We start from the raw sequence: 13,863 nt of genomic DNA, 5'->3' as shown, positions 1-13,863 counted from the left end.
CATGCGCCCGATCATCCAGAGCCGCAAACTGCGCGGGGTCCGGTACGACGTCCGCGGCCCGATCCTGGCCGAGGCGGAGCGGCTCGAAGCCGAGGGGCACCGGATCCTCAAGCTCAACATCGGCAACCTGGCCCTGTTCGGGTTCGACGCGCCGGAGGCGATCGTCGCCGACATGATGCATCATCTGCCGACCTCGCAGGGGTACGGCGACTCCCGGGGCCTCTATTCGGCGCGGACCGCGGTCGCGCAGTACTACCAGTCCCGGGGGCTGACCGAGACCAAGGTCGGTGATGTCTTCATCGGCAACGGGGTGTCGGAGTTGATCACGATGGTGCTGCAGGCGTTCGTCGACGACGGCAACGAGATCCTGGTCCCGGCGCCGGACTACCCGCTGTGGACCGGCGCGGTGACGCTGGCCGGCGGCACCCCGGTGCACTATCGCAGCGACGAGGACAACGGCTGGGATCCGGATCTGGCCGACATCGAGTCCAAGATCACCGACAACACGCACGCGATCGTGATCATCAACCCGAACAACCCGACCGGTGCGGTCTACTCCGATGCGACGGTGCGTGGCCTGGTCGACATCGCCCGGCGGCACGACCTGGTGATCTTCTCCGACGAGATCTACGAGAAGATCGTCTTCGACGACGCGGTCCATCACCACAGCGCCGCCTTCGCCGCCGACGACGTGCTCTGTCTGACCTTCTCCGGGCTGTCCAAGGCCTATCGGGTCTGCGGCTACCGGGCCGGCTGGGTGATGATCTCCGGGCCGCGGCACCTGGCCGCCGACTTCGTCGAGGGTCTGACCCTGCTGGCCAACATGCGGATGTGCCCCAACGTGCCGGCCCAGCACGCGATCCAGACCGCGCTCGGCGGCTACCAGTCGATCAACGAGTTCATCGAGCCGGGCGGCCGGTTCTACGAGCAGAGCAAGCTCGCCTGGCGGTTGCTGAACGAGATCGACGGGGTCAGCTGCGTCGAGCCGCGCGGCGCGCTCTATTGCTTCCCCAAGCTGGACACCGAGCTGTTCGGCATCGACGACGACGAGAAGTTCGTGCTCGACCTGCTGCGGGCCAAGCAACTGCTGGTCACCCACGGCAGCGGCTTCAACTGGCCCGAGCCGGACCACTTCCGGCTGGTCACCCTGCCCGATGTCGAGGTGCTGACCGAGGCGATCGAGCGGATCGCCGACTTCCTCGACACCCTCCGCCGCTGAACCCAACCGGCTATTCCCAGGTGTAGCCGTCGGGGTCGGTGAAGGGGCCGGCGTCGCTGACGACGGCGAGGCGGTGCGATCCCGAGCCGTCCGGGGAGACACCGGTGGTCTTGGCCAGGCCGCGCCGCTTGTAGAGCGCGAGCTTGACCGACCCCTCGGCCCCGTCGAACTGGACGTAGGTGCCGCCGAAGCCGTTCGCCACGGTGAAACCGCGGTCGACGTAGAACCGCTTGCTCGCACCGACGTCGTCGACGCCCAACTGGAGCACCCAGTCGTCGATCTGCAACGTGGCCGGGCCGGTGTCCTTCTTCGAGCCGCTGGCGATCGTGCAGATCGTTCCGTCGGGGGCCTGGACGACGCCGCCGTACCCCCAGAGCGACTTGCTGACCGGTTTCACCTCGGTGGCGCCGGCGGCGAGGGCGGCGGCCACCAGGCTGTCGACGGTGGAGGGCTGGGCCACGACGAGGGACAGCGTGAACCCGCGGAAGCCGCTGGTCGCCGCCTCCGATTCCCGGACCCGGAGCAGACCGGCGACGCCGAAGGCGGCGGAAAAGAAGCGGCTCGAGGCGTCGGGATCGGGCGTCTCGATGATCACAGAATCGATGGAGTTCATGATCATCACGCTAGATCCGGACCCGCCGCCCACGCTTCTCGATTCCTGACCGGCTGAACATGTGCATGCTACAGTATGTGCATGGCTACGTTGCAGCGACGGGTCCAGATCCTGTTCGATCCAGCCCAATACGCAGCACTCGAGGATGAGGCCCGGGCTAGCAAACAGAGCGTCGCGGCGGTCGTCCGCGAGGCGGTCGACGAGCGGTTGCGGCGGGGTCAGCGCTCCAAAGAGGAGGCGTTGGCGCGACTGTTGGCCAGGGCCGAGGCCCATCCCAACCAGGGCCCGATCGACTGGGACGAGGAGAAGGAGAGCTTCGAGCGCGAGTATCTGAAGGATCTCCCGTGATCGAAGGTCGAGCCCTGATCGACAGTGCTGTTCCGACCTACGCCCTCGGTGACGACAGCAGCTGGAAGCAGCGTTGTCTGAGCGTGCTTCGCTGGGCGGCGACGGGCAGATTCATGGCCTTCGCCAGCGTCGAGATGATCCAGGAACTGGTCCATCACCGGCTGCGACGGACCGGTGATCGTTCCGCCGCGGCCGCCGATGGGCGAGATGTTGCCAGTCTGTGCACCGTGCTGGCCTTCGATGTCCCGATCCTCGACGCCGCACTGCACCTGATCGAGCATGTCCCCACCATTCGGGGACGAGATGCGGTCCATGCCGCAACGGCGCTGGTCCACGGCATCGATGTCATCGTGTCGCCGGACAGCGCCTTCGACGGGATCCTCGGCCTTCGTCGGATCGATCCGGCGTCGCTGACCGACCCGAATTGAGCCCGGCCGGCAGCAGTCGAGCGGCCCCGGCACCGAGGTCGCGCATTAGCCTGGCCTGGTGCGGGAGAACACAGCGGATGCAGCCGCGCTGGCCGCGACACTGACCTCGGCGGCGCCGCTGGTCTCGCCGCGCAGTGCGACCTGCGGAGCGGCGTGTCGGGCCGAGCCGTGCACCCTACGCCAGATCCGTCATGCGGAGCGGGAATTGGAACGTGAGCCGCTGCTCGTCGTCTGGGCCGAGCTGAGCGTTGTCGCCCATCTGATCGGCGAACCGATGCCGGTCCTGAAGTCCGAGCTGCTCGACGGGCTCGCGCTGTTCGGGCCACGGCATCGCGAGTGTACGATCTCGCACGCCGTCGACCGCGCTGTCGCGTCGCGGGCGATCGCGTTCGCCACTCGGTTGAGCCCTGACCCGCTGGCCGAGCACGTGAATGCCGCGATCAACGGCTGGGTGAACGACAACAAGTCCGGCTGCGAATCGGGCGAATGGCACCGATGGTGCGTCACAAGTGCCATGGATATTGTCGATGTCCGGTTGATCCTTCATGGTGCGGATACGCCCTCCCGGCTGGAACTGGCGGTCGGATGCGAGGCGGACAGCCCGTTCTGGTCGGCCCGACTGGCGGTGCTCCTCGACGATCTTCTCGTGACCGACTGGCCGGCCCGACACTTCCTCGATCGGAGGGCCCGCTGATGGCGGTGGACCGGACCGGGCCGCCGGAGGACGAAGATCCGGAGCGGAAGACTCCCCCGTCGGATGCCGCCGACCGGCCGGAGGACAACCCGTTTGCGAAGAGTGATCAAGACTTCGAAGCGAGTGCCGCCGAGCAGAGCCACCTCGTTGAGCCGGACCTAGCCGAGCATCCGCGCCGGCTGCCCGGCCGACCGTCCGAAGGAGTCGTGCAAGATCACGAGGCGTCCAGCAGCAAGGACAACAAGGCCGACCCGGAAGTCATCTCGGAGGCGATCGGTGAGCTGAAGAACGAAGGCCACGGAACCGATCGCAGCCGAAACACGTGAGGTAGTCATGGATCGTGACCTCGAGTCCCTCCTCAGCGTCGCCCTATCCTCCGATGGGGCGGTTGATATGGAAAACACTCGCCGGGACCTCCCCTGGCGCGGCGACGAGGCATACGCGACGTTGCGTGATCATTTCCGCGAGCTACTCGACACGCGATCGTTGACGCTGCGCGGATGGGGGCTGATCAACGATCTGGACTTCGACGACGAGGACGCCCTGTACGCCTACCTCCAGGCCGCGTACCAGTACTTGTTCGAGGGAGCTGAATCCCCGCCGCCCGCGCCCTGGCTCTGATCACTGCCACGCGTCACACCCAGATGGCCCGGGCCGTGGCCGTTCGCCCTGGTCGGATAGCTCTGAGCCCGTCAGCTGACGCCGAGGGCGGCCGGGATGGAGCCGGCCCAGGTCTCCCGGATCCGGTCCAGCGGCAGGGTGAACTGGCCGGAGACGGCGAAGTCCCGCTGCTCGGTCACCACGCCCAGCTCGGTCCGGGAGATCCCGTGCGTCGCGCATAGGCCGAGGAACTCGGCCCGGGTCTCCGGCCGGACCGAGATCAGCACCCGGCCGGTCGTCTCGGAGAACAGGGAGACGAACGGAGCGAGGCCGGCAGGGAGCACGATCTGGGCGCCGAGGTCGCGGCGCAGCATGGCCTCGACCATGGCCTGGCCGAGGCCGCCGTCGGACAGGTCGTGGGCACTGGCCAGGATGCCCTTCCGCGCCCCACTGATCAACAACTCGGCCAGTCGCTGCTCGTGCTCGAGATCCAGCGCCGGCGGCAGCCCGCCGAGATGATCATGAACGACCCCGGCCCAGGCCGAGCCGGCCAGCTCGTCGGCGGTCCGGCCGAGCAGGAAGATCATGTCGCCGGCCTGCTGGAAGCCGGACGGCGTCCGCCGCGCCACGTCGTCGATCACGCCGAGCACGCCGATCACCGGTGTCGGCAGGATCGCGGTCTCGCCGGTCTGGTTGTAGAAGCTCACGTTGCCGCCGGTGACCGGGGTGCCGAGGACGGCGCAGGCGTCGACCAGGCCGCGGATCGCCTCGGAGAACTGCCACATCACCGCCGGCTCCTCCGGCGAACCGAAGTTCAGGCAGTCACTCACCGCGACCGGCTTGGCGCCACTCACCGCGACGTTCCGGTACGCCTCGGCCAGCGCCAGTTGCGCGCCACGGTAGGGATCCAGGTAACAGAACCGGCCGTTGCAGTCGGTGGCCAGGGCCACCCCGAGGCCGGTCTGCTCGTCGATCCTGATCATGCCGGCATCGTCCGGCTGGGCCAGCACCGAGTTGCCGCGGACGTAGCGGTCGTACTGATCGGTCACCCAGGACCGGTCGCAGAGTTGATCAGAGCCGAGCAGCCGGAGCAGGGTGTCGGCCAGCTCGGCGCCGGTCTGCGGCCGGACAAGATCATCAACCGTCCGGGCCTGCACCTCGTCCTGCCAGGCCGGCCGGGCCAGCGGCCGCTCGTACACGGGACCCTCGTGCGCGACGGTCCGCGGCGGCACGTCGACGATGGTCTCGCCGTGCCAGTTGATCACCAACCGGTCGGAGTCGGTCACCTCGCCGATCACCGTGGCCTGGACGTCCCACTTCTGGCAGATCTCCAGGAACTTGTCGACGTTGCCCGGCTCGACGACGGCCATCATCCGTTCCTGCGACTCGCTCATCAGGATCTCTTCCGGGCTGAGCGTCGAGTCGCGCAGCGGGACCAGATCAAGATCAACATGCATCCCGCCGTCGCCGGCGCTGGCCAGCTCGGAGGTCGCGCAGGACAGCCCGGCGCCGCCGAGATCCTGGATGCCGCTGACGATCTCGGCCGCGAACACCTCCAGCGTGCACTCGATCAGCAGCTTCTCCATGAACGGGTCGCCGACCTGGACACTCGGCCGCTTGGCCGGGCCGTCGGAGTCGAAGGTCTCGCTGGCCAGCACGCTGACCCCGCCGATCCCGTCGCCCCCCGTCGCCGCGCCGTACAAGATCACCTTGTTGCCGGTGCCGGTCGCCTTGGCCAGATGCAGGTCCTCGTGCCGCAGCACGCCGACGCAGAGCGCGTTCACCAGCGGGTTGCCGAGGTAGGTGGTGTCGAAGCCGACCTCGCCGCCGATGTTGGGCAGGCCGAGGCAGTTGCCGTACTGGCCGACACCGGCGACCACGCCGGGCAGCACCCGGGCGGTGTCCGGCGCGTCCAGCGGACCGAACCGGAGCGAGTCCATCACGCCGACCGGTCGCGCGCCCATGGCCAGGATGTCGCGGACGATGCCGCCGACCCCGGTGGCCGCCCCCTGGAACGGCTCCACGTAGCTCGGATGGTTGTGCGATTCGATCTTGAACGTGACCGCATAGCCCTGGCCGACGTCGATCACGCCCGCGTTCTCGCCGATCCCGGCCAGCATCTTGCCGACCGGCGTCTCCTGGGTCAGCTCGCCGAACCGGCGCAGATGCACCTTGGACGACTTGTACGAGCAGTGCTCGGACCACATCACCGAATACATGGCGAGCTCGGCCGCGGTGGGCCGGCGCTCCAGGATCGCCACGATCCGCTCGTACTCGTCGGCCTTCAGGCCCAGGTCGGCCCAGGGCAGTGCCTGGTCCGGGGTCTTACTCGCGTTCTCGACGGTGTCGGCCACAGGAAGAAACTACCGATCTCTGGGATTGGGGGGCCGGTCAGGCCCGGGCGGCGAGGAAGTTGAGCACGCTGCCGAAGAAGGCGCGGCCGTCGGTGGACGGGCCGGTCAACTCCTCGACGTTGTGCTCGGGGTGCGGCATCAGGCCGACGACGTTGCCGCGCTCGTTGCAGATGCCGGCGATGTCGCGGTAGGAACCGTTCGGGTTGCCGTCCAGATAGCGGAAGACGACCCGGCCCTCCGACTCCAGCATGTCCAGGGTCGGCTGGTCGGCGACGTACCCGCCCTCGCCGTTCTTGAGCACGATGGTGATCTCCTGGCCGATCCGGAAGTCCGACGTCCAGGTGGTGTCGGTGGACTCGACCCGGAGCCGCTGGTCGCGGCAGACGAAGGTCCGCACGTCGTTGCGGACCAGCGCGCCGGGCAGCAGGTGCGCCTCGCAGAGGATCTGGAAGCCGTTGCAGATGCCGAGGACCGGCATTCCGGCCTCCGCGGACCGGATCACCTCGGCCATGATCGGGGCGAACCGGGCGATCGCGCCGCAGCGCAGGTAGTCGCCGTAGGAGAAGCCGCCGGGCAGGATGACCGCGTCCACGCCGGTCAGGGAGTCGCTGCCGTGCCAGAGCGGCACGGACTGGCCGCCGTTGAGCTCGATCGCGCGCAGCGCGTCGTGATCGTCGAGCGACCCGGGGAAGGTGACGACGCCGATCCGGGGTGGCATCAGGCGCCGGCCTCGCCGTCGCTGTCGGCCGGAGCGGCGGACTCTTCGGGTGCCGCGTCGATCCGGACCTCGAAGGTCTCGATCACGGTGTTGGCCAGCAGCGTCTCGGCCGCTCGCTCCACCTCGGCCAGCCGGTCGGGGGTCGCGTCACCCTCGATCTCGAGCTCGAACCGCTTGCCCTGCCGTACCGAGATGCCGGAGAAACCGAGCCGGCCGAGCGCGCCGGTGACGGCTTTGCCCTGCGGGTCAAGGATTTCCGGCTTCGGCATCACATCTACCACTACGCGCGCCATGCGGGAATCCTATCGGCAGCCGAGCGCTCACTCGACATCGCGGCTGATCGTGAGCGCGGTGCCGATGACGCCGGGAATCAGGCACCAGCCGATCAGCACCAGCGCGGCCAGCCCCGGCGGGAACGGATTGGCGCTGGCCAGCATCAGCACGCTGTGACTCTGCACCATGGCGGCCGTGGCGCCGCTGGGCAGCAGGTTCTGCGCCAGGGTCCAGCCCTGGTCGGCGAAGATCACGGCCACGGTCGGGTCGACCAGGAAGCAGAAGCCGAGGGTGATCGCCAGCGTGATCACGACGTCGCGGATCAGCACCCCGGCCGCGCAGCCGATCAGGGACCAGACCGCGATCGACAGCACGCCGAGCAGCAGCGCGCCCCAGGTGCCGGCCTGGTCGAGGAAGAACGAGCCCGACGTGACGATGATGAACACGGTCGCGACGACGAAGCCGATCAGCACGCTGACCAGCCCGATGATCAGGCCGATCAGGGCCTGCGCACCGGCCTTGGCGCCGATCACGCTGTAGCGGTTGGGTGTGGACAGATAGGTCAGGGCCAGGGTCTTGTGACTGTATTCACGGCTCATCGCCAACGCACCGGCGACCAGCGCCAGGATCCGGGTCATCGGGATGGCCCCGTTGTAGATCCCGATCACCGCGCTCGCGTCCCGGCCGAGCACGGTAGCCGGTTGGCCGGCGGCCAGCTCGGGCCTGATCGCGAGCACGCCGGTGAGCACCGCGGAACCGATTCCCAGGACGAAGCCGAGGATCAACAGCACCCGGGACGGGCGGTCGGCGCGAACCTTGATCAGTTCCGCCCGGAGAACACCGATCATGCAGCGCCTTCGAGAGCGCTGAAGAACAGCTGCTCCAGGTTGAGCTCCTCCCGGACCAGTTCGTAGACGATGACATCGGACCGGTACAGCCGGAAACCGATCTCGGCCACGTCCTGGCTGAGGACGCGCAGGTAGCGGCCCTCCTCGTCACCGCAGACGAGCGTCTCGGCGACATCGGCCAACGCGGCCCGGGCGGCGCTGACGTCATCGACCCGGAGCCGGGTGGTGCCCTGGCTGCCGGCCAGATCGGCCATGTTGATCTGGTTGATCAACCGGCCGTCCCGGATCACCACGACGTCGTCGACGATCCGCTGCGCGTCGTTCAGCAGATGGGACGAGATCAGCACCGCGCGGCCGGTCGCGGCGAACGACCGCAGGAAGCCGCGCAGCCAGCGGATCCCGTCCGGATCGAGGCCGATCGCGGGCTCGTCCAAGATCAGATACTCGGGCTCGCCGAGCAGCGCGCCGGCAATCGCGAGGCGCTGTTGCATGCCGAGCGAGTACGAGTCAGCGGGGCGGTTGGCCGCGTCGGAGAGGCCGACCAGATAGAGCAGATCGTCGACCTGATCATCGCTCACGCCGGCGGTCGCCGCGGCGACTCGGAGATGATCACGGCCACTGTGCCGGGGATGGAAGTTGCGGCCGAGGACGGTGCCGACCATCCGCTGCGGGTGCCGCAGCGCGGCATAGCCGTGATCACCGAACGTCGCCGTGCCGCTGGTCGGCCGGGTCAGCCCGACCAGCATCCGCAGCGTGGTCGTCTTCCCCGCGCCAGTCGGCCCGAGCAAACCGGTGACCCGGCCCGGCGCCACGGTGAAACTCAGGTCGCGGACGGCCCAGTTGTCGTCGAACTGCTTGCTCAGGCCGTTGATCTTGATCGGCTCGACCTCGATCGTCGGCAGCAGGTTGGCGTCGACCTGGAGCGAACCGTCCCGCTTCCGGTCCGGCTCCTCGGCGGCCTTGCCGGCTCCGGGCGTACGTCCGCCGGCGGACTGGCCGGGCCGGGTCCGGAGGTTGGAACGGGCTTCGGGAGCGGCGGACCGGGACTCGAGGCGGTGCAGCGGATCCTTGTAGACCCGAGCCTCCGGTCGCGGCTCCGACTCGGCCTCCGGCTCAGGCTGGTATTCGGGCTCTTCCGGGAGGTCCGGCTCCGGCTGGTGCCGCGCGTCCGGGTGGGACCGGACCGATCCGATCCGGGGATCGAGCGGCGGCCGCGGCGTGCGGATCGTCGGCTCCGGCGCGGCGGCCGCCCGGGACTCCGGCGCGAACATCGCCTCGGCGTCGAACAGCGACTCCGATGGCAGCGCCGGCTCGGCCGGGAACAAGGCCTCCGACCTCGCGCCGGATCGCTGCGGTGTGGGCCGACGATCGGGACGGGCCGGCGCCTCGTCACCGGGCCGGCGCGAGGCGGGCGGCCGGGCGGTGCCCGCCGACCGGGCCACCGCGGGGCGGCTGACCGGCAGCTCGGCCGCACCGGCCTCCGGCTCGGCGATCAGGGCGCCGAAGGTCCGGTCGAACGTCGGGGCCGGCCGGCCGGCGCGGGACGCGGAATCGGCGGAACGCGGCAGCTCAGCCGGCTCCGACTGCCGGGACTCGGACCGACCGCGGTCGGCGGACCGAGGCTCGCTCGACCGCGGGGCCGAGCGGAACAGCTCTTCGGACGGGAGCAGGTCGGCGGCGGGGATCCGGTCCTCGGACGGGAACAGGCCTTCGGTCGTGCCGGTGCGGGCCGCGGTGCGCGGTCGGGCGGCGGGTCCGGCGCTGGTTGCCGAGCGGGCCGGGTCGGTCGCGGCCCGAGCCCGTACCGACTCGGGGCGGGGCGGGGTCTGGGCCGTGTGCATCGTTGGCTCGACCCGGCGGGTGCGGTGGTCGACCGGCCGGGTGGCCGGCTCGTTCGGCCGGGTGCGGCCCCGATCGGCCAGGCCGGTCGGTGACTCGCCGGACCGCGGCACGGCGTCGAAGGTGCTGGTCGGCTCGTCGTACGCGGCGAACGTCCGGGTCGAATCGTCGAAGACGCCGGGCGAACCGACCGAGGTGCCGGACGCCGCGCTGAAGGTGCGGGTCGTGTCGTCCAGCGCGGCGAAGGTCTGGGTGGAGTCGTCGAACGAGCTCGCCGAACGGCTCGATGATTCGCGCGACCGGTGCGGCGGATCGGCCGGGCGGGACGGTGAGCCAAGGGATCGCGAGTCGTACGAACGCGACGACGGCTCGGCCGGCCGACTGGGTCGCTCGGCCGATCGGGACGGCTCCTGGCCCCGCGCCCCCGGCTCGGACGAGCGGGATTCGAAGGACTGCGGCTCGATGGACCGCGACGACGACTCGGCGGACCGGAACTGAGCTTGGTCCGAACGGGACGGCTCGGCGGTCCGGGACGGGGTCTCGTACGACCGCGCAGACCGGGCCGATCCCGCCGAACGCGACGGTGACTCGGAGGACCGGAACGGAGCCTCGTCCGACCAGGACGGCTCGGTGGGACGGACCGGTTCGGCGGTCCGGGACGGCGTCTCGTACGACCGCGCGGACCGGGCCGACCCGGCCGAACGCGACGGTGACTCGTAGGCCCGCGATCGCGGCTCGGCCGAGCGCGATCGCGACGACCCACCCAGTCGGGACCAGGAGTCATCGGATCGAGCCGGCGGCTCGGCCGACCGCGGCGATTCCTCATAGGCCCGGGATCGCGGCTCCGGCACCGGAGCCGGGCGATCGATCCGCGACGTGGGCTCGGCCGGAGCCGACCGGGGCCCCGGATCCGGCGCCGGCGGATCGTAGGACCGGGACCGGGCCGCGCGGGACGGCCGGTCCAGGTCACGGGCCGACGGCTCGGCTGGCGGGTAAGAGGGCTCGGAGCGCGCCGGCGGGTCGTAGGACCGGGCCGGGGTGCCGGCCGACCGGGCCGACGCTCCGCCCGTCGAGCGGCCCGAGTAGAGCTGGCCGGCGGATTCGGCCGAGCGGCCCTGGTAGGGCGGGCCGGCGGATTCGGCCGAGCGGCCCTGGTAGGGCGGGCCGGCGGATTCGGCCGAGCGGCTCGGCCGCGGCTCGGCGGGCCGGGCGGCACGACCGGGCCGGGCCGGGCCGTCGTCCGATCGAGCGACGGAGTGGTCAGGAGCCGGTTCCGCTCGCCCGAGCGAGCGATCCGAGCGTCCCGGGGTGGATCCGGACCGCGCGGACGAGGGATCGGACCAGATCGGTGGCGGCCCCCAGCTGTTGGTGGCGGCCGAACGCCGGCCGGGGGTCCCGTCGGAATCCCGGGACGCCGAGGATCCACTGTCGTACGCGGCGGGCCGGGTGGGGTCGACGGCCGAGCGGGACGGAGGTCGTACCGGCTGGGTGGGTTCGGCGGCTGACCGGGTCGGCGCCGGCGACCGTCGAGCCGCGGGCCGGTCGGTGCGATCGGGCTCCGCCGCGGACCGGGTCGGCGACGAGGACGGGGACGGCCGCGCGGGCGCCTCCACCCAGCGGTTCGGCGACTCGGCCGGGCGCGCCGGCGGATCGAACGACCTGGTCGGGCCGGCTGATCGGGAAGGGGCCGCCGAGTGGGAAGGGGCGGCGGATCGAGGCGGGGTCTCGAAGGATCGGGTCGGACCGTCGGCGGAGCGACGGGACCGCGGTGGTTCGATCCGGCCAGGGTCGCCGTACTCGGGGGTCACGGCCGAACGCGTCGGTGCGGGCTGTGACCGCCGCCCGGAGGGCTGATCGTCGGGGAAGGACGGGTCGTGGCGACCGTAAGCGGTGGGGGCGGGCGCGGCATCAGAGCCGGGCGCCGCTCGTGCGGCCCCAGCCCGGCGCGGCTGCCCCCGCGACGCAGCACCGGTTTCCATCGTCGGCACCGGTGCCGTCGTCTGCGCAGGGTCAACCGCGTCGCCATCGAATCCACGGCGCGGATGTACCACGTTCGCCTACCTCATCCGGAGAAGGTACATGCGCAGCTGACCCCCGACGCCGCCCAAAATCGGCCACGGGTTCGTGTGAGTCGCCGGGCCTTGGGAGTAACCTACAGCGCTCGACCGCGTACCGCCCAGAACCCCTGGTACGTGTCCAAATCGGAGGACGATCGACGGTCGCGCACCGATTCTCGGGGTGTCACCCATCGGGTCCCTGAGTGGCTCCCGGAGGATGCCTGCAAGACACGGTTTCGGATCGTTCTGATGGGGCAGAGTGGGTCCTACGGTTCACCACAAGAGAACTTCACCGACTCAGTCCCAGGAGGACACCATGAGCACCCTCGCCCGTCCCCGGAACGACCGGATGATCGCCGGCGTGTGCTCGGCGATCGGTCGACGGTTCGGCATCTCCGCCAACGTCGTCCGGATCATCTTCGTGCTGTCGATGCTGCTGCCCGGCCCGCAGATCCTGATCTACATCGGCGGTTGGCTGTTGATCCCCGAGGAGGGCTCGTCCCGACTGTGAACCGGGTCACCACCCGGAACCCGGCCAGGTCATCGAGACGTTGCCTCGATAACGGCCGGTTCTGTCAGACCTCAGGTGCAGAGTTACGGCCAGCAGACTAAGGAGACACGGAATGAAGGAGACAGTTCTTCCCCCACCCACCGCGGCCGACTATCTGGCCCAGGAAATCCAGGCTCGCGGCTGGGGGGTCGCCGGGTTCGCCGCCCGATCGGGGATCACGCTCGAGTTGCTGCAGGACATCCTGGCCGGCGTCCGGTCGATCAACCTGCAGACCGCCCGCCGGCTGGCCGTCGCGACCGGCACCACCATCTGGACCTGGCTGCGGGTCGGCGAGCCCGACCTGGCCTTCGCCTGAGCCCACCCACACGAGGTGCGGTCCGATCAGGACCGCACCTGGCCGTGGTAGAGCGTCCGGACGATCTCCTCGATCGCCGGCTCCTCCAGGGTGAGGTCGACCACGTCGACCTGGGCCGACACCTCGGCCAGCACCCGCGCCGCCGTGGTCTGTTCCGGGGAGAACGCGAGCCGCTGCCGCTGTCCCTCGAGTTCGACCCCCACGTTTTCCGCGCTGGCCAGCCGCAACGGCTCGTGCGCCGCCGGCAGGTCAACCACCAGCACCCGCTGCAACGCCACCCGTTCGGTCAGCCCGGCCAACGTTCCGTCGTACGCCAGCCGGCCGTGATCCACCACCAGCACGCGATCGCAGAGCCGCTCGATGTCGCCCATGTCGTGCGTCGTCAGCAGCAGCGTGGTGCCCTGCCGCTCCCGCTCGGCGTACAGGAAGTTCCGCAGCCGCTCCTTGCTGATCATGTCCAGGCCGATCGACGGCTCGTCCAGGACCAGCAACCGCGGTCGGTGCACCAGCGCGGCGGCGACCTCGCCCCGCATCCGTTCGCCCAATGACAGTTGCCGGACCGGGGTGTCCAGCAGTTCGTCCAGGGCCAGGTCGGCGATCAGTTCGTCGATCCGCGGCTGCGCGTCCGCGGGCTTGATCCGGTGGATCGCGGCCAGGATCCGGAACGACTCCCGCAACGGCAGATCCCACCAGAGTTGGCTGCGCTGGCCGAACACGACCCCGATCTCGCGCGCCAGCCGGCGCCGGTTGGCCACCGGCTCCATGCCGCAGGTCCGGACCTCGCCGGAGGAAGGCACCAGGATGCCGGTGATCATCTTGATCGTGGTCGACTTGCCGGCACCGTTGGCGCCGATGTAGCCGACCGCCTCGCCCGGCGCGATGGTGACGCTGATCCCGTCGACCGCGTGCACCTCACGCTTGGCGCGGCGCAACAGCCCGGCCTTGGTCCGGACCACGAACGTCCGGCGCAGGTCGGTGAACTCGATGATCGGTTCGGCCATAGTGC

Annotated in this window: 16 protein-coding genes; 9 read left to right on the top strand and 7 right to left on the bottom strand. The window is 70.1% G+C overall.

Translation table 11 applies throughout. The features are described 5' to 3' along the window. The first annotated feature begins 1 nt into the window (after window position 1). Window positions 2-1,219: a pyridoxal phosphate-dependent aminotransferase gene (locus tag FNH24_RS28980; RefSeq protein ID WP_152365682.1), complete on the top strand. Its 1,218-nt coding sequence runs from the start codon at window positions 2-4 to the stop codon at window positions 1,217-1,219. Window positions 1,220-1,229: 10 nt separating this feature from the next. Here the strand turns inward: FNH24_RS28980 and FNH24_RS28975 are convergent, their stop codons facing one another. Then, window positions 1,230-1,832, bottom strand: a complete 603-nt coding sequence (locus FNH24_RS28975) for a VOC family protein (protein ID WP_152365681.1) — start codon at window positions 1,830-1,832, stop codon at window positions 1,230-1,232. Between the two features lie 81 nt (window positions 1,833-1,913). Between FNH24_RS28975 and FNH24_RS28970 the strand changes: the two genes are divergently transcribed. The 5 genes from FNH24_RS28970 (at window position 1,914) to FNH24_RS28950 (ending at window position 3,923) form a co-directional block, all read left to right on the top strand. Beyond that, window positions 1,914-2,180 (top strand): hypothetical protein, encoded by a 267-nt coding sequence (locus tag FNH24_RS28970; RefSeq protein WP_152365680.1) that lies wholly within the window; start codon window positions 1,914-1,916, stop codon window positions 2,178-2,180. Then, a complete protein-coding gene (locus FNH24_RS28965; protein WP_161606369.1) occupies window positions 2,177-2,608 on the top strand; it encodes a type II toxin-antitoxin system VapC family toxin in 432 nt (143 codons plus the stop codon). Before FNH24_RS28970 ends, FNH24_RS28965 begins: the two co-directional genes overlap by 4 nt. A 58-nt stretch (window positions 2,609-2,666) precedes the next feature. Continuing rightward, window positions 2,667-3,302 (top strand): hypothetical protein, encoded by a 636-nt coding sequence (locus FNH24_RS28960; RefSeq protein ID WP_152365678.1) that lies wholly within the window; start codon window positions 2,667-2,669, stop codon window positions 3,300-3,302. After that, window positions 3,302-3,628, top strand: a complete 327-nt coding sequence (locus FNH24_RS28955) for a hypothetical protein (RefSeq protein WP_152365677.1) — start codon at window positions 3,302-3,304, stop codon at window positions 3,626-3,628. The genes FNH24_RS28960 and FNH24_RS28955 overlap by 1 nt, the downstream gene beginning before the upstream one ends. 67 nt (window positions 3,629-3,695) lie before the next feature. Then, window positions 3,696-3,923, top strand: coding sequence for a hypothetical protein (locus tag FNH24_RS28950; RefSeq protein WP_152365676.1), 228 nt, complete (start codon window positions 3,696-3,698; stop codon window positions 3,921-3,923). Window positions 3,924-3,994: 71 nt separating this feature from the next. Here the strand turns inward: FNH24_RS28950 and purL are convergent, their stop codons facing one another. The 5 genes from purL to FNH24_RS28925 are packed head-to-tail and all read right to left on the bottom strand — an operon-like array spanning window position 3,995 to window position 10,785. Further along, window positions 3,995-6,256 carry a phosphoribosylformylglycinamidine synthase subunit PurL gene (purL, locus tag FNH24_RS28945; RefSeq protein WP_152365675.1) on the bottom strand — a complete coding sequence of 754 codons (2,262 nt, stop codon included), beginning with the start codon at window positions 6,254-6,256 and terminating at the stop codon, window positions 3,995-3,997. A gap of 37 nt (window positions 6,257-6,293) precedes the next feature. Further along, window positions 6,294-6,974, bottom strand: coding sequence for a phosphoribosylformylglycinamidine synthase subunit PurQ (purQ, locus tag FNH24_RS28940; RefSeq protein ID WP_152365674.1), 681 nt, complete (start codon window positions 6,972-6,974; stop codon window positions 6,294-6,296). Then, window positions 6,974-7,267 (bottom strand): phosphoribosylformylglycinamidine synthase subunit PurS, encoded by a 294-nt coding sequence (gene purS, locus FNH24_RS28935; protein WP_152365673.1) that lies wholly within the window; start codon window positions 7,265-7,267, stop codon window positions 6,974-6,976. Before purS ends, purQ begins: the two co-directional genes overlap by 1 nt. 27 nt (window positions 7,268-7,294) lie before the next feature. Then, window positions 7,295-8,095 carry an ABC-2 transporter permease gene (locus FNH24_RS28930; RefSeq protein ID WP_152365672.1) on the bottom strand — a complete coding sequence of 267 codons (801 nt, stop codon included), beginning with the start codon at window positions 8,093-8,095 and terminating at the stop codon, window positions 7,295-7,297. Beyond that, window positions 8,092-10,785 carry an ATP-binding cassette domain-containing protein gene (locus tag FNH24_RS28925; protein ID WP_161606368.1) on the bottom strand — a complete coding sequence of 898 codons (2,694 nt, stop codon included), beginning with the start codon at window positions 10,783-10,785 and terminating at the stop codon, window positions 8,092-8,094. Before FNH24_RS28925 ends, FNH24_RS28930 begins: the two co-directional genes overlap by 4 nt. Window positions 10,786-11,242: 457 nt before the next feature. Between FNH24_RS28925 and FNH24_RS31640 the strand changes: the two genes are divergently transcribed. The 3 genes from FNH24_RS31640 to FNH24_RS28915 all read left to right on the top strand — a co-directional run bounded on the left by FNH24_RS31640 (window position 11,243) and on the right by FNH24_RS28915 (window position 12,857). Continuing rightward, window positions 11,243-11,788, top strand: coding sequence for a hypothetical protein (locus tag FNH24_RS31640; RefSeq protein ID WP_161606367.1), 546 nt, complete (start codon window positions 11,243-11,245; stop codon window positions 11,786-11,788). 519 nt (window positions 11,789-12,307) lie between these two features. After that, on the top strand, window positions 12,308-12,502 hold the full coding sequence (locus FNH24_RS28920; protein WP_152365670.1) for a PspC domain-containing protein: 195 nt from the start codon (window positions 12,308-12,310) through the stop codon (window positions 12,500-12,502). A 112-nt stretch (window positions 12,503-12,614) separates the two neighbouring features. After that, complete coding sequence (locus FNH24_RS28915; protein ID WP_152365669.1) at window positions 12,615-12,857, top strand: helix-turn-helix transcriptional regulator; 243 nt, start codon at window positions 12,615-12,617, stop codon at window positions 12,855-12,857. A 26-nt stretch (window positions 12,858-12,883) separates the two neighbouring features. Here FNH24_RS28915 and FNH24_RS28910 read toward each other — a convergent pair whose 3' ends face one another. Continuing rightward, window positions 12,884-13,858, bottom strand: a complete 975-nt coding sequence (locus FNH24_RS28910; protein ID WP_152365668.1) for an ABC transporter ATP-binding protein — start codon at window positions 13,856-13,858, stop codon at window positions 12,884-12,886. Window positions 13,859-13,863 lie beyond the last annotated feature (5 nt).

Source organism: Microlunatus speluncae (assembly GCF_009299835.1).
Lineage (GTDB): Bacteria > Actinomycetota > Actinomycetes > Propionibacteriales > Propionibacteriaceae > Microlunatus > Microlunatus speluncae.
This window is presented reverse-complemented; position numbering and strand designations above follow the sequence as displayed.

Excerpts from the sequence above, each read along its gene's own strand:
- FNH24_RS28920 (WP_152365670.1), top strand. The coding sequence starts at position 12,308 with ATGAGCACCCTCGCCCGTCCCCGGAACGACCGGATGATCGCCGGCGTG.
- FNH24_RS28975 (WP_152365681.1), bottom strand. The coding sequence starts at position 1,832 with ATGAACTCCATCGATTCTGTGATCATCGAGACGCCCGATCCCGACGCC.
- FNH24_RS28950 (WP_152365676.1), top strand. The coding sequence starts at position 3,696 with ATGGAAAACACTCGCCGGGACCTCCCCTGGCGCGGCGACGAGGCATAC.
- FNH24_RS28930 (WP_152365672.1), bottom strand. The coding sequence starts at position 8,095 with ATGATCGGTGTTCTCCGGGCGGAACTGATCAAGGTTCGCGCCGACCGC.
- FNH24_RS28970 (WP_152365680.1), top strand. The coding sequence starts at position 1,914 with ATGGCTACGTTGCAGCGACGGGTCCAGATCCTGTTCGATCCAGCCCAA.
- purQ (WP_152365674.1), bottom strand. The coding sequence starts at position 6,974 with ATGCCACCCCGGATCGGCGTCGTCACCTTCCCCGGGTCGCTCGACGAT.
- FNH24_RS28910 (WP_152365668.1), bottom strand. The coding sequence starts at position 13,858 with ATGGCCGAACCGATCATCGAGTTCACCGACCTGCGCCGGACGTTCGTG.
- FNH24_RS28915 (WP_152365669.1), top strand. The coding sequence starts at position 12,615 with ATGAAGGAGACAGTTCTTCCCCCACCCACCGCGGCCGACTATCTGGCC.
- purS (WP_152365673.1), bottom strand. The coding sequence starts at position 7,267 with ATGGCGCGCGTAGTGGTAGATGTGATGCCGAAGCCGGAAATCCTTGAC.
- FNH24_RS28955 (WP_152365677.1), top strand. The coding sequence starts at position 3,302 with ATGGCGGTGGACCGGACCGGGCCGCCGGAGGACGAAGATCCGGAGCGG.
- FNH24_RS28980 (WP_152365682.1), top strand. The coding sequence starts at position 2 with ATGCGCCCGATCATCCAGAGCCGCAAACTGCGCGGGGTCCGGTACGAC.